This window comes from Arthrobacter sp. Cza30 (genome assembly GCF_059090765.1).
Window position 1 is genome coordinate 299,630 of the sequence record NZ_JBNHGA010000006.1, and the last position, 21,649, is coordinate 321,278.

Below are 21,649 nucleotides of genomic sequence, written 5' to 3' on the forward strand. Positions count from 1 at the left end.
CTCCGTGCGCGCGCCAGCTGGTTCATGGCTCGGTCTGCGGTGATACCCGAGACCAGCAGCCGTCTTGCGGCGAGCGATGCCAGATTTGCCGGGGCCCTTCCCATTCGCGTGCGACGTCGGCGAGCCAGATCGTGGTATCGGGGTTCCACCCGGCGATGACACTAGCCGCTTCTGAATCGATCTGGAGGGCTCGCGCAGCGCCGTTGAGGTATGCCAAGTCAGTCAGGTGTACGGCATCCCAGTCTTGGGCGACTCGTTCCCAGTCGGGAATTACCCATCGGCCGGCCCGTCCGGTAGTGCGGTACCAGTCGTGCCGGCGGGAGGCGGTAACGTCCAGCGGGAAGGCGCGGCACAGCCGGATCCAGTCATCGCCACTGCGGATCTCATACGTCCGGCCCACGCCACGGACCGGAATCGTGGTGGCATCTTCCCAGCCAGGGCTGTCTTCGACGAGGTCCAGGCCTGCCGGAATCTGCCCGACGGTCTGGAGCAGCCCCTGCGGGAACGACCACCACCTGCCGGACCAGGGTGCCCCTGGGCCATCGCGCCGATCTCTCGCAGCCCGGGCTTCTTCGGCTCGCTCTCCACGTCCCCACTCAGCCAAAGTTCGCTGCGGGTCTCTGGGCAGCGGCGCCGGGTCCTCCGCGGATCGCCAGTCAATCGCCCACTGCCCGGTCCGGCGAGGCTGACCCCATTGCCGCCCCGTCGACGAATCCATGACCTGCTCGGCCACGGGGTAGAGGGCGGCAACGACGGCGGGGTGCCCGGCGAGCACGTCTTCCCCCTCCGGTTCCTGCCAGTACCTGGCCGACGCAACGGCTGCTTGCAGCGCCGATTGGATGAGTACATCGTTCAGGGCACCCGGATCGAGGGAAGCAATCGCTGCCGCAAACTCTTCCGGTGATGCAGGGGCGGAAGCAACACCTTGGCCGGCGGTCAGCAGGACCGTTGACGAGCCCTTTCCAGGATCCAGTTCGTATGCCAGCCCGAGCGCGGCCGTTCTCACGTCCGGGCTGACCTCCTTCGCCAGCTCGAGGCATAGGCGTCGCCCGCGCGGTCCCTCAAGGAGCAAGTTGGCCCGGTTCTGCATTCGATCATCGTCGCATCTGGTGGGGCCGTGTGGTGGGTTTCCGACGGCGACGCGGCCAGCCAACTCATGCCAGTGTCCCCGAAGTGGAATGCCCGAGAGGGTGCCGACATCTGCCGGCTGCAACATACGCTGGATGCATGCCACGTCTGGGCGAACTCTTCCGGGATGAACATGAAGGACACCATGGAACTCGAAGATCTCCTTGAAGCCCTGAACGCCGGCCAAACCATCACGGGGGGCTCGCCATTGCATGCCGTCATGCACCGGATCAGCCAGGATGCGCTGCGCATTACCGGCGAGCTTAATGGCGCCTATCAGGAACCTGCGCGGGTGAGGGAGCTGTTGACTCAGCTGACGGGCAAGCCGATTGACGAATCCGTGACGGTTTTCCCGCCTTTCTACGCCGACTTTGGGAAAAACATCACGCTCGGGAAGAGGATTTTCATCAACTCAGGCTGCAAATTTCAGGACCAGGGCGGCGTGGTGATTGGTGACGACTGTCTTATCGGGCACAACTCCTTGTTGGCCACACTCAACCACGACCTTGCGCCGAGCCGCCGCGGGGACATGCACCCGGCTCCCATCGTCATCAACCGCAATGTCTGGATCGCGTCGAACGCCACCATTCTGCCCGGGGTGACCATTGGCGAAAATGCCGTCGTGGCGGCCGCTTCCGTAGTCACGAAGGACGTGCCCGATAATTCCATCGTTGTGGGTTCACCCGCACGTGTGGTGCGCTTCCTTTCCTCCTGAACCCCGTTCAGGTGCGCCAGCGGAGGCGGCTGTCCGTGGAGGACGCCTTGCAGGTGTAGGTCTTGCCATTGGTTTTGCCGATGCCCTTCTTGCCCTTCATGGACGAGGCGCAGAAAGCACCGGGGGAGACCTTCAATGCAGTGGAGGGCTTGGCGGCCTTCGTCGGCGTTGCCTTGCTGGCCGGCTTGATGGCGGTGACCTTCACCGTCTTCTGCCCGGGGCAGGAGGTGAGGACCCGCTTCATGGCGGCCTTCTCTGCGGGAGTGACCGACAGGGCGTACTTCTTCTTGACCGCGATTTGGGTGGCGACGAGGGGACAACGGAAGGACTTGTTCTTCGGCAGCCACGCACTGGCCTCGCGGTCGCCCTTGGCCCGATTCGCGGAGGCATCCACGGCCAGCAGGTTCAGCGAGTCGTTGGCCAAGGCGGTGCGCTGGGCGGTGGAGAGCTTTTGGGCACCGGACACCCAGGCCTGGCCCAGAGCGACGACGTGGTCGATGTCGACCTTGTTGCCGCCGCGGACGTAGCTGATGGTCTTGCCGGTGTAGGGATCCTTCAAGGTCCCGGAAGCGATGACGCAGTTATTCGTGCCGGGCTTAAACCTGTCCTTGGTGAGGTCGCGCTTGAGGATATCGTTCCGGGTATCACAGCCGTTGCGATCGGTGTCCTTCCATGAGGGTCCGAACTTGTCCCGGGAATAGCCGGTTTTGGCGGCCTTGCCCTTGACCGGCAGGGTGTTCAGCACCGAGGAGGCGCTCGGCCCTGTGACTTTCGGCCCGAGGGCCTCAGCCGGGGCTGCGGCCGTGAACCCGCCAAGCAGCAGGGCTCCGGCGGTAAGGATGGAGGCCAACATTCGGCCCGGATTCTTGCGCAAGTATTCCCCCAATATGTCCGGCAACAGTCACGCACAGATTCAGTGCGATTGCCCGGGAATTATCCTGCCATACAAAAGGTCTGCCTTTGTGCGGCAGGCCTTCGTTCCCACGTCGAAGATCCGGAGCTCATCGACTATGCAGACGGAACGGCCCTCATGCAGGCCGAAATCCAACTATTAATAAAACCAGGCAGGGCGAGTAGGAAAGTGGTTTCGCTTGGCTGATCGCAGGTTGTTGGAATTCCCGGGAAGGCGCTGCGGGAAAGCTGCGACAGGAATTGTCTATACGGCTAGGGGCGGTGCCGTTCCCCAGAGACGTCGCGGGGTGAGCGTGCGTCTGCGTTCTTGAGGGCCTCAAGGAACTGCAGCCGCTCATCATCATCGATGACCAACTCTGCATGCGTTTCGCGGGGAGGGGCGATGAGTCGTGGGCCCGTGTAGGTGGCGCCGAGGTATATATCATTAGGAGTCTCTCCGGGCTCCGCCATCGGTTGAGAGATGCTCTTTCTGCCCCCAAGCGCAAGCCTGGCTACAAGTACCACCACGGCGATGAGCATCAAACCCTCGATGGCATATCCTCCCCATTCCGGATATCCAAAGAAGAACAATCCGGCACTGACCAGGATCATGCCGATGACTAAGGCAACGCGATGTTGAATGTTCTACGCATTGCCCTCTTCCGGTTTCGGCCTTGCAGCGCCCAGACTTTCTGATCAGGGTATCCCGAAAGGGCGTATCATTCGATAATTTAGGAGTGGCCGTCCGTTCAATGTGCCAAGGAGTCTACAGCCTGCACCGTAAACGCAGTGAAAGGGGCCAGCAGTTCATGAGAAAAATTCCCGTTGCGGTAGCCTTCGCATCCGGCAGCTCCATGATGTTCCTTGGACTGGTGTTGGCCTTGTTTACCTGGATTGGTTTCGGGGGAATCAGTGAGGCCGATCAAGGACTGCCTCCTTCCCCTCTCAGGATCGGTTTCGTTCTGGTTTTCCTCGGGCTAGGCGCGCTCGGCTTCCTGGTTGCCTTGATATCGGGCCTTCAAGCTGCGTGGCACCTGGCGCAACGGCGAGCCGGATAGCCCCCTGCCGCGCAGGATCTCCCGCTGGGCACGGCACGCCGTTCTCAACCCGGAGGGTCCTGGCCGACGAGCCCATCCACCGACTCCCGAATGAGGTCGGCATGGCCGTTATGGCGGGCGTACTCCTCGATCATGTTGAGCAGGATGTAGCGCAGATTCGGTAGTTCAACGTCGGGGTCGGAGACGACTTTGCCCGGTCGTCCCATGCCGCCGTCCCTCAGCGCCTCGGCGAACAAGGCACGGGAGCGCGCCACGGCGTCGGACCACTGCCCATACAGCTGCTCGGGGGAGTCATCGTGGGCGGAACGCCAGTCCCAGTCGGGGTCGCTGTCCCAGTCCACGGCGTTCCACGGTGGGAGTTGGGCTCGGCCATTCAGCCACTCGGTGGACATGTCGTCCTCGAAGCGGGCCAGGTGCTTGAGCATGCCGCCCAGCGTCATCGATGACGGGTTGAGCTTCTGTTGCAGGCCGGACGCGTCCAGCCCGCCGGTCTTCCACGCGAAGGTTGCGCGCTGCCGCTCCAGAAAGCCCAGCAGGGTCGCCGTCTCGTCGCCGGCGATCGGCGGCTCGGGATTGCCCTGGTGATAGATCTCCTCGTTCACCGGCTGCCTCCTCCTCTTCCTTTAGAGTGACCGGGTCAATAGAGAGCCCTTCGCGGCAGCCAGGTCTTCGACCGCACCGCCCACGTTCTCGCGCCGTTGCACCCGCTTGCGCACGACGGTAGCAATGCGGCTCCCCAGGTTCGATGCTTGTAGGGGATTGGTGCGCAGGAAAGTGCAAAACAATCGGGAGGGCCGTCAACGACCGAGGCCGGGCCCCTGGCTGGTGAGGTTGGCCACCAAAGCTGCGCACCGGCGTCGTGCTTTGCTATTTTCTAGTTCAAGACCTGTTTCCTGAGGTCTCCGGACGACGGTTCAGTACCCGGTGTGCGACAAGACTGGCCAAAGGAATCATTCATGGAATGGCTGATACTTGTTTTGTCCGGTGTGTTGGAAGCCGTGTGGGCCACCGCCCTGGGCGCATCGAAGAACTTCCGCCGGCTCTGGCCTACCCTCATTTTCGTGGTATCCATGGTCCTGAGCATGGTTGGTTTGGCCTACGCCATGACGGCCATACCGGTGGGGACCGCCTACGCGGTATGGGTCGGCATCGGTGCGGTGTTGACCGCGGCCGTGGCCATGATCACCGGCGCCGAGAAAGCGACGCTGATACGCGTACTCCTCCTGCTGGGCATCATCGGCTGTGTCGTCGGCCTCAAGGCGATCGGTTAGGGGGCTGCCATGCATTGGACTGTTTTGCTGATCAGTGCCGTCCTGGAAGCTGTGTGGGCAACAGCCCTGGGGATGTCGGACGGACTAAGCCGCACGGGGCCCGCCGTGGTGTTCTTCGTGGCACTGACCCTCAGCATGTTTGGCCTGGGCTATGCCATGCGCGGCATCCCCATTGGCACGGCGTATGCGGTATGGACCGGCGCGGGGGCGGCATTGACCGTCGGCTACGCCATGCTGTTCGGTGGAGAACCTGCGAGCGTGCTCAAACTGCTCTTCGTTGCCGGGATCATCGGCTGCGTGATCGGGCTGAAGCTTGCCGACACGGGAGACGGAAAGAAGGCATGAAAAAGCGCCGGCGGGTAGTGGAGAGGTTGGGGGAGTTACTCCAATACCCACCGGCGCTTGGACCGGGCACGTCCGGCCCCTCTTTCACTCGCACCGTGATGAGGTGTCTATGACACTACGAGGGGGTTCTGGGCACAGCCCCGGCAGCAGCTGGGAGGAACCTGAGTCCCGCGCGGACGGGCTGCCCACGGGCCTTGATTAGACTGGGAAAACCGTCCACCGCAGCCGCCTGGCGGCCGCAACCGTCCCCGCCAAGATAACCCGAAGACAGTCAAGGAGCGCACATGACCGACCACCGCCATGGAGAGTACAAGGTCCAGGGCGGCAAGCTCGTGGTCGTGGACTTCGAGGTGGCGGACGGACAGATTATCCGGCCGTCCGTCAGCGGCGACTTCTTTTTGGAACCGGATGAAGCACTGGCGGACATCAACGCCGCGCTTGACGGGATGAGCATCGAAAGCACCCACGGCCACTATGCCGGCGCGATTAACGCTGCGTTGCGGCCGGACGCGCAAATGTTCGGCTTCTCGGCCGATGCGGTTGCCGTAGCCGTGCGCCGCGCCCTCAACAAGGCCACCGGTTGGCTTGATCATCACTGGCAGGTTATTCCGCCCACCCCGCTGCCGACGCACCTGCACGTAGCGATGGACGAGGTCCTGACCCGTCAGGTGGGGGCCGGGAAGCGGCCGCCGACGCTGAGGTTCTGGGAGTGGGAGGCACCGTCGGTGGTGATCGGCAGCTTCCAGTCGGTACGCAACGAAGTGGACCCGGACGGGGTGGAACGCCACGGCATCACGGTGGTGCGCCGGATCAGCGGCGGCGGCGCGATGTTCATGGAACAAGGCAACGCGATCACCTATTCGCTGTACCTGCCGCAGACCCTGGTGGACGGGCAGAGCTTCGAGGCGTCCTACGCGTACCTCGACGCCTGGGTCATGGCGTCACTCGAGAAGGTCGGCATCAAGGCGTTCTACCAGCCGCTCAACGACATCGCCACGCCGGAGGGCAAGATCGGCGGCGCGGCGCAGAAGCGGCTGGCCAATGGCGGGATGCTGCACCACGTGACCATGTCCTACGACATCGACGCGGACAAGATGACCGACGTCCTTCGGATCGGCAAGGAAAAGATCTCCGACAAGGGCATCTCCAGCGCCAAGAAGCGGGTGGACCCGCTGCGCCGGCAGACCGGCCTGACCCGCGAGGAAATCATCGAGGTGATGATCCGGACCTTCAAGGACCGCTATGCGGCCGAGGACAGCGGTTTCTCCGAGGAAGAGCTGGCCATGGCCCGGGAACTCGTGGAGACCAAGTTCGGCACTGAAGAATGGCTGCACCGCGTACCGTAGGGTGAGCGGCGGGAGCCGCGCGGCCGGGCTACCGGTCCGTGCTTCTGACCAGACGGGCGTGTGCCGCGGCAGGCGAAGCGGCGAATTCGACACACTCATAGCCGAGAGCGGCGGCGTCCAGGTCGTCGAACACGCGCTCGCCGGAGCCCAGCAGAACGGGCACCATGGCCAGGTGCAGTTCGTCCACGAGCCGCGCCCGCAGGTATTGCCGGACGGCGGATGCGCCGCCGCCGAGCCGGACGTCCTGCCCGGCGGCGGCTTTGAAGGCCTGCCGCAGGGCGGACTCGATCCCGTCGTCGACGAAGTGGAAGACGGTCCCGCCGGCCATGGTGATGGGCGGCCGCGGGTAGTTCGTCAGCACGAAGACCGGATGATGGAACGGCGGGTCTTCGCCCCACCAGCCCCGCCACTCGTCGGCGGGCCACTCCCCGCGCACCGGCCCGAACATGTTCCGGCCCATGATGGTGGCCCCGATGCCCTCCTGCCCGGCCTCGACGAAGTCGTTGTCCACCCCGGTGGAACCCCCGCCCTCGCCGCCCATGCGCTTGCCGGCCGCGGTCCGGAACACCCACTCGTGCAGCTGTTCGCCGCCCACTCCCAACGGGTCCTCCACGCTCTGGCGCGGGCCGGCCGCATAGCCGTCGAGCGAGACGGAAAAATTGTGCACTCGCAGTCTCGGCACGATTCCTCCTGCTCCTGAACCCCGGCGTCCTGGGGTCCGGGCCCCTGGAAGACGACAGCCTATTCCACGGAGGCGGCGCAGGGAACCGTACGGCGGCTCCCTGCCCGCCAACGGCCGCCGATGCACCTGCAGCCGCTCGCCCGCCGTCGTCCGTCGTCGTCCGCTCGGCCGCTGGGTGCGCTCAGCCCCGGGAGCCGGCCTGCTGCGCGCGGAGTGCCCGGAGCAGATGGTCGCGCTGTTCAATGACGATGCGGCGAAGCGCGGCCGGCGCCTCCGCGTGGCTGTCGAGCCAGTCATCGGTGCGTACGACGACGGGGTGTTCAGCAGGTGCCTGTCCGGAGACCAGGTCCTGGGCGATGGGGTAGAGCCCCCGAACCAGCCTGCCCGCTATCTCGATGCTCTTCACCGACCAGATCCGATCGAGTTCCTCGAAGTACGGTTCCACATACCCGGCGTGAAGCTCACGCGGGCCCTGGCAGAAACCATCGATGGTGGCGTCCAGCAGCTCGTTGGACAGCGAATCGGTATGCACTGCGGTGTGCCAGGCCTCGGCCTTCACCTCCGGAGCGGGCCGCGCCGTCATGGCGGCCAGATGGCCGGCACGCGCCGCCGCGTTGCGGTCGGCTTCCAGGGCCGCATCCAGCTCCGCCGCCGAAGCGTGGCCGGTGGCCGCGAGTGCCTGCCAGAAACGCCAGCGCAGGTCCGTGTCCAGCTTCAGCCCCTCCAGCACGGTGGTCTTGTCCAGCAGGCCGCGCAGGAACCGCGCCTGGCCGTCATCCGCGCGGCCGACCGCCGCCAGTGACCGGGCCCAGGTCAGCTGCCGGTCGCTGCCCGGCTCCGCCGCTTCCACCTCCCGGCGCGCGGCGGCCAGGAAGGCTTCCCGCAGGCCCGTCCGGAGGCCCGCCGGTGCGTAGCGGTCCATCGCGGCCTTGGCGCAGTCCAGGACCACCTGCAGCACGCTGTTCTCGGTTTCCGCCGGGGCGAAGCGCTGCACCGCCTCCACGTAGTCGGCGGCGGGGAGGCGCCCGTCGCGGGCCATGTCCCAGAGGCTCGACCAGCACAGGGCGCGGGCCAGCGGATCGGTGACCATGTCCAAGGCCGAGAGCACCGTTTTCAGGGAGCGGGCGTCGAAGACGACCTTGGCGTAGCTCAAGTCCTCATCGTTGAGCAGCAGCAGGGCGGGAAGGTCCCGGCCCGCCAGTTCCGGAACCTCGGTCCGCGGGCCCGCCACGTCCAGCTCCAGCTGGTCCGTGCGGATTAGCCGGCCGGTGGCATCCGGGTTGTACAGGCCCAGCCGCAACCGGTGCGTCCGGAAGGACGGCTCGTGCGTCACCGGATCCACCGCCTCCTGGACGATGCCCGCGGAGGCGATCGCACCGCCGTCGTACTCGAGGTCCACGCCCAGCGTGGAGATGCCGGCGGTCTGCAGCCACTGCCGGGCCCACTGCTCCATGTCCCGGCCGGAAGCCGCGCTGAGGGCGGTGAGGAAATCGGCCAGCGAGGTGTTGCCGTAGGCATGTTCACGGAAATACCGGCGCGAGGCACCGACGAAGGAGTCGAAACCGGCATAGGCCACCAGCTGTTTGAGCACCGAGGCGCCCTTGGCATACGTGATGCCGTCGAAGTTCTGCTTGGCCGCTTCCAGGTCCGGGATGTCGGCGACGATGGGGTGGGTGGTGGGCAGCTGGTCCTGCACGTACGCCCACCCCTTGCGCCGGTTGGCGAAGGTGATCCAGGCGTTGGTCCATTGCGTGGCCTCGGCGGACGCCAAGGACCCCATGTAGTCGGCGAACGATTCCTTCAGCCAGAGGTCGTCCCACCATTTCATGGTGACCAGGTCGCCGAACCACATGTGCGCCATCTCGTGCAGGATGGTGTTGGCGCGGGCCTGGTACTGGGCGTCGGTGGCCCGGGAAGAGAACACGTAGGCCTCGGTGAAGGTAACCAGTCCTGGGTTCTCCATGGCGCCCAGGTTGTATTCGGGCACGAACGCCTGCTCGTACTTGCCGAACGGGTAGGGGTAGTCGAAGAGTTCGTGGAAGAAGTCCAGGCCGGCCTTGGTGACGGCGAAGATCTGCTCCGGATCGAAGGAATCGGCCAGCGAGGCGCGGCAGTAGGCGCCAAGCGGCACACTGAGTTGTCCTCCGTCGGGCAGGGTGCCCTGCCAGTTGTCCCTTACCGCGTGGTAGGGCCCGGCCAGGACGGTGGTGATGTAGGTGGAGATGCGCGGCGTCGGCTCGAAGCGGCGGACGGAGTAGCCGGGCGTGGAGCCCATTGGCTCGGTCACGGCAACCGCGGCGTTCGAGGCCACCAGCCAGTGGTCGGGGGCGGCAACGTGGAAGCTGAAGCTGGCCTTCAGGTCCGGCTGCTCGAAGTTGGCGAAGACGCGGCGCGCGTCGGCCGGTTCGTACTGCGTGTAGAGGTACGTTCGCGCGTCCACCGGATCGACGAACCGGTGGAGCCCTTCGCCGCTGCTGCTGTACAGCGCGGTGCCCGTGATCGTGGCCTGGTTCTCGGCCTCGAGGCCGGGCAGCGTGATCCGGGAACCGTCCACGACTTCGTCGAGGTCCTGGGGCCGGCCGTTGAGCGTGACGGAGTGGACACCGCCGTGGATGAAGTCGGCAAACACCGTGGCGCCCGGTTCGCTGCAGCTGAACGTGATGACGGTGCTGGAGACGAAAGCCGGCGCGTCGGGATCCTCGGCGTTGCGCAGGTCCAGCGAGACCTCATAGCTCTCCACCCGCAGGATGTTTGACCGTGCGGCCGCTTCGTCGCGGCTGAGGTTCTGGTTCGTCATCCGGCCCATTTAACCATGCGCAGGTCCGGTTGCGACCCCTCAGCGTCCGCCCATCGCCAGCCAGGCTGCAACGATCCCCAGTCCGGCGATCAGCAGCCAAGAAAGCAGGGCCGTGGAGATGGCCGGCAGCGAGGACCGGAGCAGTTCCCGCAGGCGGACGGCCGAGCCCAGCCCGAACAGTGCCGCGGCCAGCAGGAGTTCCTGCACGAACGCCGTGCCGTCCAGAACCGGCTGCGGCAACCATCCCGCGCTGCGCAGCATCATCAGGGCGAGGAAACCGAGCACGAAGAGCGGCACCAGCGGCGGCTGCTTGCCGGTCGCTCCGGTTGCATGTCCGTGTACGGCTCCCGCCTTGGCCCTCCGCCGGCTCTGCAAGGCTGCGGCGGCCGTCACGGGTGCCAGCATCACCACGCGGGCGAGCTTGACGACGACGGCGATGGTCAGGGCCGCGGTGCCGGCGCTCTGGGCGGTGGCGACGACCTGTCCGACGTCGTGCACCGAAGCTCCGGTCCAGAAGCCGAACACTGCCGGAGTCATGCCGGTGACCGCCATGACGGCCGGCAGGACGCCGATGGCCAGCGTGCCGCACAGCGTCACCAGGGCGACGGGCATCAGCGTGTCCTGGCTCCGGCTGCCCCGGGCAGCGGCGACGGCGCCGATGGCCGACGCCCCGCAGATGGAGAATCCGGCGGCCAGCAGCACGGGCTGGTCCCCGGGCAAACGGTGCCAACGCGCCAAGAGATAGGTTCCGGCGAACGCCAGCAGCAGAACCAGAACCACCAGCACCAAGGCGAACCATCCCAGCTCGGCCAGGTCCGAGAGCGCCAGCCGGGCGCCGAGCAGCACAATCCCGGCCCGCATCAGCGTCCGTCCGCAGAAGGCCAGCCCGGGAAGCGCGGCTCCGCCGGTCCACGAAGCGGCAGGCGGCAGGTTCGCCCCTAGGATGCCCAGGACCACGGCGAAGCTCATCACCGGGACGGCCGGCGCGAGCCAGTGCAGGCCGTGGGCGGCAACTACGGCGGCCGCTGCAAAGAGCAGCCCCGGTCCGACGCGGCGCAGCCAAGGTCTGGCGCCCAGCCCCGAATCCTGCGGCCCCGCGGGCTGTCCGGGCCGGGTAGGGCGGGGCTCCGGTGACTGAGGTTGAGGCACTTCGCTACCGTACCGCCTGCAGTCCGCGGTCCGGGCGCAACCGGCACCCGCGCTTCAAAAGAAAAGGGTGGGCGCCCGTGGCACACGGCCCAGACGTTGTGCCCGCTGCTACAATGAAGCGGCCTTGTGCTGAGCGCTCGCCGCCGTGGGGCCGAGGATGACCTTCTGGTCCTTGCTCAGGACGGTCAGCCCGGATTCGGTGACCGTGAAGCCCCGCGCGCGGTCCAGTTCGGGATCGACCCCGATGGTGGCGCCGGCCGGGATGCGGACATTCTTGTCCACGATGGCCCTTCGGACCACGGCTCCCTCGCCCACCGTCACTTTGTCCAACAGCACGCTCCCGTGGATTTGGGCGCCCTCGGCGACGAAGACGTCGGTGGAGAGCACCGACTCGGTGACTTCTGCTCCCGAAACCACCACGCCCTGGGACAGCAGGGAGTCGTGCGCGGTGCCCGCGGTGCCGCTGACTCCGCGCACCAGCTTGGCCGGGGGAGAGACCGACTGGCGCGTGTAGATCGGCCAGCGCAGGTTGTAGAGGTTGAAGGCGGGCAGCGGGCTGATCAGGTCCATGTGGGCTTCGTAGTAGGAATCCAGGGTGCCGACGTCGCGCCAGTACTGTTGGTCGGCCCCGGTGGAGCCGGGTATGTCGTTCGCGGTGAAATCGTAGACGGCCGCTTCGCCGCGTTCCACGAAGTAGGGGATGATGTCGCCGCCCATGTCGTGGTTGGTGTCCAGCCGCTCGGCGTCGGCTTCCAGCGCCTGCAGCAGTGCGTCCGTGTTGAAGACGTAATTTCCCATGGACGCCAGGAAACTATGCGGGTCATCCGCCAGGCCGGGAGTCGTCGCTGGCTTCTCCACGAAGGCGCGGATTTTGGTGGGGGCATCGGGTTCGGACTCGATCACGCCGAACTGATTGGCCAGCGCGAGCGGCTGGCGCACCGCGGCCACACTGGCTACCGCGCCGGACGCTATGTGGTCCTCCACCATCTGCGAGAAGTCCATCCGGTAGACGTGGTCTGCGCCGACCACCACCACGATGTCCGGCCGGGCGTCGTGGATCAGGTTCAGGGACTGGTAGATGGCATTGGCGCTGCCCAGGAACCAGCTCTTGCCGCGCCGCTGCTGCGCCGGTACCGAAGCCACATAGTTGCCCAACTGCGAGGCCATGCGCCAGGTTTCGGAAATGTGCCGGTCCAGGCTGTGCGATTTGTACTGCGTCAGCACTACGATCTCCCGGTACCCGGAGTTGACCAGATTCGACAACGCGAAATCGATCAGCCGGTAGCTGCCGGCAAACGGCACGGCCGGCTTGGCCCGGTCGGCGGTAAGCGGCATCAGGCGCTTTCCCTCGCCGCCGGCGAGTACAACGGCCAGGACCTTCTTCTGTGGCATCGTCTATCCAATCGCATCCGCGGTCCATTGCCGGACCGACATATGACGTCCCCCTTGTCCACACACAGTAGAGGAAGGGTCGGGCGTGCACTACGTTAGGTGTCGTGCGTGTAGACATTGTGACAAAAGAATTTCCGCCGGAGATCTATGGCGGGGCCGGCGTCCACGTGGCCGAGCTCAGCCGGGTGCTGGCCGGCAGGGTGAACCTGCACGTGCATGCCTTCGGCGCCGGGCGGCCGTCGGACTTCCATGGCGCAGCGGTGCGCAGCTACGGGGTTCCGGCCGGACTGCGGGAAGCCAACGCCGCGGTGCAGACCCTGGGCGTCGACCTTGAGATGCTCGACGGCTTCGCCGGAGCGGACCTCATCCATTCCCATACCTGGTACGCCAACATGGCCGGGCACTTGGGGTCGCTGCTCCACGATGTGCCGCACGTGCTCAGCGCGCATTCGCTGGAGCCGTTGCGGCCGTGGAAGGCCGAGCAGCTGGGCGGGGGCTACCGGCTCTCGTCCTGGGCGGAGCGCACCGCCTATGAGGCGGCCGCCGCCGTCGTTGCCGTGTCAGCCGGGATGCGCAGGGACATTCTGCGCAGCTACCCCGACGTGGATCCGGACCGGGTGCACGTGGTCCACAACGGCGTGGACGTGCAGGAATGGACACCCGATCACAACGACGACGCGGTGCGCGCCTTGGGGATCGACCCGGACCGGCCCAGCGTGGTGTTCGTGGGGCGGATTACCCGGCAGAAGGGTGTGCCGTACCTGCTGCGCGCAGCAGCGTTGCTGCCGCCGGAAGTACAGCTGGTGCTGTGTGCCGGGGCTGCCGACACACCCGAACTGGCGGCCGCGGTTAATTCGCTGGTGGCCGGGCTGCGCGGGAGCCGTGACGGCGTCGTGGTGATCGAGCGGATGCTCCCGCGGCCGGAACTGATCAAGGTGCTCAGCCACGCCACCGTCTTCGCGTGCCCGTCGATCTACGAACCGCTGGGGATCGTGAACCTTGAAGCCATGGCCTGCGGCGCCCCAGTGGTGGCCAGCGCCACCGGCGGCATTCCGGAGGTCGTCGACGACGGCGTCACCGGTACCCTGGTGCCCTTGGAGCAGGCGAGCGACGGGACGGGCACCCCGCTGGACGAGGAACAGTTCGTCCGCGACTTCGCCGCCGCGCTCAACAAGACGCTGGATGATCCCGCCGCCGCCCGCCGCCAGGGCGCGGCGGGCCGCCGGCGCGCCGAAGAGCACTTTTCCTGGGATTCCATCGCCGAGAAGACCTTGGGCGTGTACCGCAGCGTGCTGGCGTAAGAGGGGAAGCCCGCGGGGACTGCTACGGGCGTTGGGGGAACCGGCGCACAAACCGTCGCTGCCACGGGGTTTCGACGGCTCCGGGGCGGTAGTGCTTCCGGACCCAGCCGGTGGCTTCGGCGGCGGGAACGCGGTCGAGAATCGCGATGCAGGCCAGCGCCGTGCCGGTCCGCCCCCGGCCTCCGTAGCAGGCGACCTCCACCCGCTCGTCGCCGGCGCGCAGCCAGGCTTCGCGGAGGGCCTCCTCGGCCTCCGACAGGTCTTCCGGCAGCCGGAGATCCCGCCAGCGCACCCACCGCTGCTCCCACAAGGTTGAGGCCGGCGCCCGGTGAGTCAGGTACAGGGCGAATTCCGGCGCGGGACCCGGCGGCAACGGAACACGCAGCGCGCGGCCGCGCACCAGTCTCCCCGACGGCAGCCGCAGCACACCCGGCAGCCCAGGATCCCACGGTGATCCCATGGCAGAGAGGATAGCCCCGGACGGAGGGCTGCGTCTCACCGCAGCAAATGCTTGGGTTCACGCGAACAGTGCACCCGACTGCTTGTAGTAGGCGTAGAGCTTGTCCGCTGTGGTGAATGACGCTTGGCCAGCAATTGGAAGGATTTCAATAACATTGCTCGCGTACACAAAGGATCAGGCCGAGTCATGTTCGGCGTGTTGGAACCATGTTCGGCCTCCGAACATGGTCATACGGATAGACTCCGACTAAACCAAGCAGTTGGGGGAACAATTGAGCGTGGATGAATGCGCTTCGTGCGGGCCGTCTGAGCATCTGTGGGACGAAGGTGACACTCTCTACTGTTCAAAATGTGCGCAAAGAACAGACAAAAATACAGGCCCAACTCGCATTGAGAAAATGCCAAGAATGCAAGCAGATGGCTGACGCAAAGGCAGCGTATTGCCGCTGGTGCATGGCATGGAATCTCGAGAGCCCTTAACCATGTCGTTCTTGACAAGAGTCATTGCCGATCTAGGTGAGCAGACGGAATGAGCACAGATTTAGGTGTAGAGAACCCTTCCAAGAAGGGAGCGGTCGGACCAAGTTGGTTTCGAGGCTTAGGGAGCGGTTGGTCAACCGTTTTTCTGGTAGGTGTGGTCGCAACTGCCAGTCAACTCACTGCAGTATCGATGGCCGGACTCGAGCTAGCACCAGGGGCTCCAACTTGGTCTAGCGGTGGGCTTGTAGCCATAATTAGCGGCCTGCTTATGTGGAATTTTGCAAGTTCGTGGCACGACTTCAAGAAGTGGGTCTGGTTACCACTAGTAGTAGTTGCGACTCTGTCCTTCTTGGTCGTTGGAGCAACAAATAGTTACGATGTCGAAATCGTCGACCAAGAGGCTCGCGCTGCAACACAGAGCCTGCAGCCAACGGGCGCATTGAACGTAGTTGAAAAAGCTGAACGAATCTGTGAGCCCGGGGACGACTACCTCTATTGCCTCAACGCTCACGTGGCGAGTTACAACTCAGTTTGCGCGAATCAGATACTCTCACTCTTGGGATCCGCAACATGTTCGTCGATGTCCAGTTTTATTGAGCAGATACGAAGCAGCTACGAAGGGTGCGGCTACGGTTGCACGGCCGTTGGAGAAATGGGCAATTGGGGTTGGCCACACCTTAGGCTTGAAGCAGAGACAGCGATGAAGTCAAACAACGATGCTCAGCCTCGTCGCACCCACACTGAGCACTGCTCATTCGATCTTGGCATCATTCAGATCGGGACATGCGCTGAGCGCGGTCAGTAGTTCGTATTGGCAAGCCCAGAATCTAACCAAATCAATGAGGCTCTCCGAGGTTCGTGGTGAAAGCCCGGTCGTGTCTTTAGACAGAACGGGCCGTAGCCTGTTGTGATGGATGTTCTTGACGTATTCATCACTGACAGGAACTACGAGCCTTGACCGGGCTTACTGCCCGGCGCCCTGATGCTGCCACAATCATTTTCAACCTGCCGGACTACCATGTTCTCACCGCCGACATCCTCACGTTCGGCCAGCGGAGAACATGTCGAGACAACCATCAAGTCCGGCTGTCCTTCATGCGGGGTGATCGGCAAGCGGCGGCATTCAAAGCGCCAGCAGCGGATCCGCTGGTCCTCGCCGGCCTGTCGGTCTTGTAGTGGAACGAAATATCGAAGTCCCCCATGGTGAAATTGGATGCGCACGTCCGGTTTTCGGGGCCACCGTTGTTTTTCGTTTATGGCGAGGGTTCCTGGCCGCAGGCTTGATGGGCTGCCGGGGCGGTCACCTAGCGGCGGAACCTCCAAGTCCCTTGAGGCCTAACAAGACCACGCTGCTCAACTCTCTGGCCCCCAACACTAGTGGGCGGCGCGAGCGATTGCTTACCGCGGAGAGATTTTAGAACTCCGGCTGCGCGGCGCAATGTGGCCAAGCGAACCGGATCAGCCAACGGCGACTTTCGAGTGACACCGGCGAGCGTTCCTGACAGCAACATCAAACATAAAGTACACGTCATTTCGTGCGTGTCGCTGAAGCGGCGGTGATGGCCTGTAGGGGACAGTGCTTTCCATGGCTGCCGGTATGTACGGCTCCGTTGCAAGTGATTCCCGGCCTGATCGTCCGGCCCTCGCCGCAGCGCAGCATGCGATACTTCCCGGCGTGGGAGAATCGCCGCATGAATGAGGAGGAGCAGACGAGGGATCAGTTGATGATCCTTGAGGCGCTGCTGGCAGCGATGAATCGGCGCGACGAGATCTTTCAGGTGATTGGGGATTCAGAGGACATGGACGAAGCAACCCGTCGCGTGGGCCAGCTTTTGGGCGTGGGCGAAGATGGCAGCCACGCGATCCTAAATATGCAGGCCAGAAGGTTCACCCGGGACCAGAGGCAGGCCGTTGCTGCCCAGGCAGAAGAACTCAGGTCGAAGTTGACCGATGGACGCTGACCTGGTCACGTGCGATCCGCTTACGGTTGAGCGTCACGATTGCTGAAAGCGGAAGCGGTCCCACTCCTCAAGAGTGGGACCGCTTCTGGGAGGCATGCCGCGCGGGTTAGTGCTGCGATTTGGCGGGGAAGCAGGCTACCCGGCGGGGATAAGTCACGGGGCAGGATCGGCGTCGCGTCTTGGTGGGTGATGGCCCGCTGTGGCGGCGCGGGCGTCGCCCTCTTCGTGCCCGCCCTTGTTCTTGCCGAAGGGCAGCACTTTGAGCAGCGGGTGCAGGATAGCCATGACGACCAGGCCCCAGGCGAGTCCGAGGACGGCCGAGCACAGGGTGTTCACGAGCCAGGCCAGGAAGCCGCCGGCCACCGGGATCCCGGCGAACGGGCCCTCGAGGACGTGGACCAGGTCATAGGGAGCGTGCCAGCCGAGGTCGTATGCCCCCTGGAGCATGATGTGGCCGCCGACCCAGAGCATGGCGATCGTGCCGACGAAGGTGATCCCTGCCAGCACCGCGGGCATGCCCTTGACGAGCAGCGCGCCGAAGCGCTGCGACCCCGCGGAATCCTTGGTGGTCAGGTGCAGGCCGATGTCGTCCATTTTGACGATGAGCCCGACGGCGCCGTACACCAGCACCGTGATTGCAATCGCCACGACGACCAGGATGAGCGCCCGGACCCACAGGGAGGCGTCACCCACCTCGTTCATCGAGATCACCATGATCTCGCAGGACAGGATGAAGTCGGTGGTGATGGCGCCCTTGACGACCTTGGACTCCGCCTCCGGGCCCCGCTCGACCGCCGGCGCCTTGTCGGCGTCGTGGTGGCCGCGCAGCTTGTGCCAGACCTTCTCGGCACCCTCGTAGCAGAGGTAGGTGCCGCCCAGCATAAGGATGAACGGGATCGCCCCCGGGATGAAGGCGCTGACCAGCAGCAGCGCCGGCAGGATGATCAGCAGCTTGTTCCGGAGCGAGCCCCAGAAGATGCGCTTGATCATCGGCAGTTCGCGGGAAGGGTCCGCCCCGGACACGTACTGCGGGGTGACGGCGGCATCGTCGATCACCACGCCGGCGGCCTTGGCCCCGGCCTTGGCGGCGCCCGCCGCGACGTCGTCCACGGAGGCGGCCGCGATGCGGGCCAGGGCCGCGACGTCGTCGAGCAGGGCGACGAGACCGCCGCTCACAGATCGCCTCCGCGTTGCTCGACGACGGACTGCTGGACGTAGTGGCCACGGTTGAGGTGCGTGATCGGCATGCTCAAAAGTATACGGCGGCGCGGCGCCCGTCCGCCCGGGGGAGTGCGTTGATGGAGGCCAGGCGGGAGGCGTTCATCGAGGTCAGCCGGGGACGGGCAATCAGCGCAACACGATGTCCACCGGGCGCGCCAGGGAGTGGCCGCGTTCCAGGATGCCCGACCGGTTGGCGGATTCATCGCGCAGGACTTCGGTGACCGAACCGAGGAAGCGGGCCAGGTCCACCTTGTCCTCGGGGGCGGCCAACAGCAGTTGGAAACCGAATTCGTGCAGCGCGTTGATACTGGCCTCGGCGAACGCCAGCGATGATTTCACGAAGGCCTCGTCCATCATCACCGTGCCGAAGGTGCTGAAGCCCTGCCCGGCGATGCCCAGTTGGTAGGCCAGCGCCGACGCCATGATGAAGGCGGTGAAGCGCTGGCCCTCGCCGCCGGACATCAGGCTGGCCTGCAGGTTGGTGTAGGCGCGGCCGTCCGCCAGCAGATTGGTGCAGGTGATGTCCACGTGCGACCGCACGTCCAGGACCTCGGCGCGCCAGCGGCGCTCGTCCTCGGAGGCCAGCCTCTCCACAATCCGCTCCAGGGCGAGGTAGCGGGCGTCCATGTCCTCGGCGGTCTGCCGCCTGCCCATGACCGGCAGCGCGTTCTTCAGGTCGGTGCGGAACTTGTGCGAGGCGTCGGGCACCGCGTTGGCGATCTCAATCTGCAGGTGGCTGTCGTCGTGGTACTTCACCCGCCGCAGGATCTGGTTCAGCGGCTGCAGGCGGGACGCAATGCTGCGGCGTTCTTCGTCCAGCAACTGGAGCAGGTCGCTGAAGCGTTCGTAGGTGCGGTTGTTGAAGTACTCGCGGAACTCCGCCTCCCGCTGCGGCAGCCCTTCGCCCACGATGTCGTGGTAGCGCGCCTCGTAGTCGGCGGCGGCTTCCAGCGACGTGCCGTGGTCTGATCCCCACTGCCTGCCGTAGGACTCGAAGATCTTCACCAGCTGGTTGCCGGCCTCCAGCCTGGTCCGCTCCAGCAGGCCGCGGGAGTCCAGCAGCGCGCGCTCCACCCGGGTGCAGACGTCCCCCAGGAAGGCCAAGTCGGTGATCTCCCCGTACGGGGCAAAGAGGTCGTCCAGCTCGGCGGCCAGTTCGTCGGTCAGCTGCCCGGCGGTCTCGCCGGTGGCGGCCAGGGCGTCCCGGCGCCCGCGCGCGGCGTCGAGCTCGGCGGACAGCCGCGCGGCATCGCCCTTGAGCACGCCGATCTTCTCCGTGGCGGCCGTGAGGTCCAGTTCCGCCGTCTCCAGCTCGAACCGCAACTGCTCCAAGTCCGCGTTGGCGTCCCGGGCCTGCTCCAGCCGTTCTGTTGCCGCGGCCACGGCGGCTGCGTGTGCTTCGGCGGAAACCTCCGCCCAATCGCGGGTGTCGGCCGCCACGGCCTTGGCTGCGGCCAGCCGGCGGCCCAGATCCTGCTGCTCGCGGGCGCGCTCGGCGGACTCGGCGTCAGCGGTGCCGTACGTCTCGCGCAGTTCCAGCAACCGGGCGGCGAGGGCGGAGATCTTGTCCTGGTTGTCGAAGCCGAGCAGATAGTCGGACGCCCCGGTGTGCCGGTCGTCCTTCTCCGTGGTGCTGCTGTTGCGCTTTACCGCGCCGCCCAGGGTGACACCGCGGGCGACCTGTGCCAGCTGGTCCGGGTCGTCGACGCAGACGTAGTCGTAATGCGCCGTGATCTTGCGCCGGACCCAGTGCCCCATGGCGGTGTCCCTGGTGACCAGCTTTGTGACCAGGTCATCGTCGCCGGCTTCGGCCTTTCCGTCCAGCGGGGCGCTGACGTCGATGATCCGCAGGAAGCCGCGGATGTTGTGCTCGTTCAGGTACCGGGTGACGGCTTTCATGCGGTCGCCCGGGACCAGCATCGCGGCGGCCAGCGACCGCAGTGCGCGCTCGGCGGCCGGGCGCCAGCGGGCCTCGGCGGCGACCATGTCGATCAGCTCGCCGGCAAAAGGAAGTTCCTCTTCCGTGATGCCCGTGGCGGCACAGATACGCCGGCGGCGCTCCAAGCTGTCGGGACGAATGTTGCTGGTGCGGCGGCGGAAAGACTCGATTTCTTCCTCCAGCGCGCGGATCCGGCCCTTGAGGGTCCAGGCCTCGCCCTGGGCATCGTTGCTGCGTTCGCGGGCCGACTCGGCCTCCTTGCCCAGGTCCTTGACCAGCACGGCGGCACGGCTGCGCGCGGCAACGAGGCCGGCGGGACTGAAATCGGCCTCGATCCCCGCGGCCGCCACTTCGGCCCGGACGGCATCTTCAAGGGACTGTCGGGCCCGAAGCTCAGCCTGGGCCGCAGCCAGCTCCCGTTCCAGCGTGGCGACGGCGGAGCCTCCTTCGCTGCCGTACCGCGCCCTGAGCGACGACGCCTTCTCCCGGAGCCCGTCGCGAGCCGCTTCGGCCGCTGCCAGCGCGGCCGTCGCCGCCGTTGCTTCGGCTTCCAGCCGGTCGATCTGCCGGCCATGGCAGTCCAGCGCCAGGCGGCGCCGGTGGAGCGGCAGCGCCTCGTCCGCCAACACGCGGTTGCGCTCCAGCCCGGCCTGCGCCTGCTGCAGCTCCCGATGCAGTCCGGGAACGGGGGCCAGCAGGTCCCGCTGCTGCCGGGCGCGTTCCAGCTGCCGCCTGATGCTGCTCAGATGGCTGAAGTCTTCCACCGCCTCCTCAGCGGCGGCCAGCGTCCGGGGCGTGTCCAGCACATGGTTGCGGAAGAAGTCGTTCACGGTGCCGCCCAGGCCCCTGCCCGTCTGCAGCGTCCGCAGCAGGCCGAAGGCCTTTTCCTGGTCGATGCCCAGCGCTTGCCGGAAACGCTCCGCAAACGCCTTGTGCGAATCGAAGACCTGGCTGCCCGGCAGCAGGGCCTCCAGCGAGGTCTTGCTGAACCGGCCGAGCATGCCGGCCTCCAGGGCGGGAATGTCCAGCGCCTTGTTGTGCAGCACATAGAAACGGCCCACATTGTGTTCGGTCCCGTTGGCCGGCAGGTCCAGCAGCACGGACAGGCTGGTGATCTGGCCCAGGGCGTTGTCGAAGGTCAGGCAGACCGCCGACCAGGTGGCACCGGGACGCTGGTAGAACGTGGCGGTCCGGGAACCGTCGCCGTCCGCCGGCGTGGCGCCTAACCGTCCGCGCATATAGCTGAACGCGGTGCGACGTTCCTCGGCGGCGCTGCCGGCGCTGGTCTGGGCCGCCTCGTTCATCTTCGGGCGGGCATCCAGCACCTGGAGCATGCCGTCGAAAATCGTGGACTTTCCCACTCCGGAGCCGCCGGTCAGCAACGTTCCGGCACGGTCCACGCGGATGGTGTGGGAACCGTCGAAGGTTCCCCAGTTGACCAGCTGCACGCGGCTGAGGCGGTGCTGGCCGGGATTCAGCAGCCCGTCCAGGGGCAGGATCGTCTCGATGCTCAT

18 protein-coding genes and 1 riboswitch are annotated in these 21,649 nt (G+C 65.8%); of the genes, 6 read left to right on the plus strand and 12 right to left on the minus strand.

All coding sequences use genetic code 11. The features are described from left to right. Window positions 1–22: 22 nt before the first annotated feature. Window positions 23–1,090, minus strand: coding sequence for a hypothetical protein (locus AC5RVZ_RS22060; protein WP_494067788.1), 1,068 nt, complete (start codon window positions 1,088–1,090; stop codon window positions 23–25). A 183-nt stretch (window positions 1,091–1,273) separates the two neighbouring features. Here AC5RVZ_RS22060 and AC5RVZ_RS22065 point away from each other — a divergent pair, with 183 nt between their 5' ends. Further along, window positions 1,274–1,843 (plus strand): DapH/DapD/GlmU-related protein, encoded by a 570-nt coding sequence (locus AC5RVZ_RS22065; protein ID WP_494067930.1) that lies wholly within the window; start codon window positions 1,274–1,276, stop codon window positions 1,841–1,843. Between the two features lie 7 nt (window positions 1,844–1,850). Here AC5RVZ_RS22065 and AC5RVZ_RS22070 read toward each other — a convergent pair whose 3' ends face one another. The 4 genes from AC5RVZ_RS22070 to AC5RVZ_RS22085 form a co-directional block, all read right to left on the minus strand. Continuing rightward, entirely contained in the window at window positions 1,851–2,696 is an 846-nt protein-coding gene (locus tag AC5RVZ_RS22070) for an HNH endonuclease family protein (protein ID WP_494067789.1), read from the minus strand. Window positions 2,697–3,007: 311 nt separating this feature from the next. Next, complete coding sequence (locus AC5RVZ_RS22075) at window positions 3,008–3,346, minus strand: hypothetical protein (RefSeq protein WP_494067790.1); 339 nt, start codon at window positions 3,344–3,346, stop codon at window positions 3,008–3,010. Window positions 3,347–3,483: 137 nt separating this feature from the next. After that, complete coding sequence (locus AC5RVZ_RS22080; protein WP_494067791.1) at window positions 3,484–3,660, minus strand: hypothetical protein; 177 nt, start codon at window positions 3,658–3,660, stop codon at window positions 3,484–3,486. Between the two features lie 176 nt (window positions 3,661–3,836). Beyond that, entirely contained in the window at window positions 3,837–4,394 is a 558-nt protein-coding gene (locus tag AC5RVZ_RS22085; protein WP_494067792.1) for a mycothiol transferase, read from the minus strand. A 276-nt stretch (window positions 4,395–4,670) separates the two neighbouring features. After that, window positions 4,671–4,738: riboswitch (guanidine-III (ykkC-III) riboswitch) on the plus strand. 10 nt (window positions 4,739–4,748) lie between these two features. Between AC5RVZ_RS22085 and AC5RVZ_RS22090 the strand changes: the two genes are divergently transcribed. From AC5RVZ_RS22090 to lplAB, 3 genes are all read left to right on the plus strand, one after another. Further along, a complete protein-coding gene (locus tag AC5RVZ_RS22090) occupies window positions 4,749–5,063 on the plus strand; it encodes a DMT family transporter (protein ID WP_494067793.1) in 315 nt (104 codons plus the stop codon). 9 nt (window positions 5,064–5,072) lie between these two features. Further along, complete coding sequence (locus AC5RVZ_RS22095) at window positions 5,073–5,408, plus strand: DMT family transporter (RefSeq protein WP_494067794.1); 336 nt, start codon at window positions 5,073–5,075, stop codon at window positions 5,406–5,408. A 284-nt stretch (window positions 5,409–5,692) separates the two neighbouring features. Continuing rightward, the gene (gene lplAB, locus AC5RVZ_RS22100) at window positions 5,693–6,754 is read left to right on the plus strand and encodes a lipoate-protein ligase LplAB (protein ID WP_494067795.1); all 1,062 of its coding nucleotides are present in this window, start codon (window positions 5,693–5,695) and stop codon (window positions 6,752–6,754) included. Window positions 6,755–6,782: 28 nt separating this feature from the next. On the opposite strand, the gene AC5RVZ_RS22105 is transcribed toward lplAB, so the two are convergent. The 4 genes from AC5RVZ_RS22105 to glgC form a co-directional block, all read right to left on the minus strand. Further along, on the minus strand, window positions 6,783–7,436 hold the full coding sequence (locus AC5RVZ_RS22105) for a dihydrofolate reductase family protein (RefSeq protein ID WP_494067796.1): 654 nt from the start codon (window positions 7,434–7,436) through the stop codon (window positions 6,783–6,785). 181 nt (window positions 7,437–7,617) lie between these two features. After that, window positions 7,618–10,233 carry an aminopeptidase N gene (gene pepN / locus AC5RVZ_RS22110; protein ID WP_494067797.1) on the minus strand — a complete coding sequence of 872 codons (2,616 nt, stop codon included), beginning with the start codon at window positions 10,231–10,233 and terminating at the stop codon, window positions 7,618–7,620. A gap of 39 nt (window positions 10,234–10,272) precedes the next feature. Next, the gene (locus tag AC5RVZ_RS22115) at window positions 10,273–11,310 is read right to left on the minus strand and encodes a YeiH family protein (RefSeq protein WP_494067931.1); all 1,038 of its coding nucleotides are present in this window, start codon (window positions 11,308–11,310) and stop codon (window positions 10,273–10,275) included. 180 nt (window positions 11,311–11,490) lie between these two features. Further along, window positions 11,491–12,774 carry a glucose-1-phosphate adenylyltransferase gene (glgC, locus tag AC5RVZ_RS22120; RefSeq protein WP_494067798.1) on the minus strand — a complete coding sequence of 428 codons (1,284 nt, stop codon included), beginning with the start codon at window positions 12,772–12,774 and terminating at the stop codon, window positions 11,491–11,493. A gap of 104 nt (window positions 12,775–12,878) precedes the next feature. Between glgC and glgA the strand changes: the two genes are divergently transcribed. After that, window positions 12,879–14,075 (plus strand): glycogen synthase, encoded by a 1,197-nt coding sequence (gene glgA / locus AC5RVZ_RS22125; protein ID WP_494067799.1) that lies wholly within the window; start codon window positions 12,879–12,881, stop codon window positions 14,073–14,075. A gap of 22 nt (window positions 14,076–14,097) precedes the next feature. Here the strand turns inward: glgA and AC5RVZ_RS22130 are convergent, their stop codons facing one another. After that, window positions 14,098–14,535, minus strand: a complete 438-nt coding sequence (locus AC5RVZ_RS22130; RefSeq protein WP_494067800.1) for a protein-tyrosine phosphatase family protein — start codon at window positions 14,533–14,535, stop codon at window positions 14,098–14,100. A 2,170-nt stretch (window positions 14,536–16,705) separates the two neighbouring features. Here AC5RVZ_RS22130 and AC5RVZ_RS22135 point away from each other — a divergent pair. Further along, window positions 16,706–16,975, plus strand: a complete 270-nt coding sequence (locus tag AC5RVZ_RS22135) for a DNA gyrase subunit A (protein WP_494067801.1) — start codon at window positions 16,706–16,708, stop codon at window positions 16,973–16,975. 153 nt (window positions 16,976–17,128) lie between these two features. Here the strand turns inward: AC5RVZ_RS22135 and AC5RVZ_RS22140 are convergent, their stop codons facing one another. After that, the gene (locus AC5RVZ_RS22140; protein ID WP_494067802.1) at window positions 17,129–18,151 is read right to left on the minus strand and encodes a DUF808 domain-containing protein; all 1,023 of its coding nucleotides are present in this window, start codon (window positions 18,149–18,151) and stop codon (window positions 17,129–17,131) included. Between the two features lie 171 nt (window positions 18,152–18,322). Then, on the minus strand, window positions 18,323–21,649 hold the full coding sequence (locus AC5RVZ_RS22145; RefSeq protein ID WP_494067803.1) for an ATP-binding protein: 3,327 nt from the start codon (window positions 21,647–21,649) through the stop codon (window positions 18,323–18,325).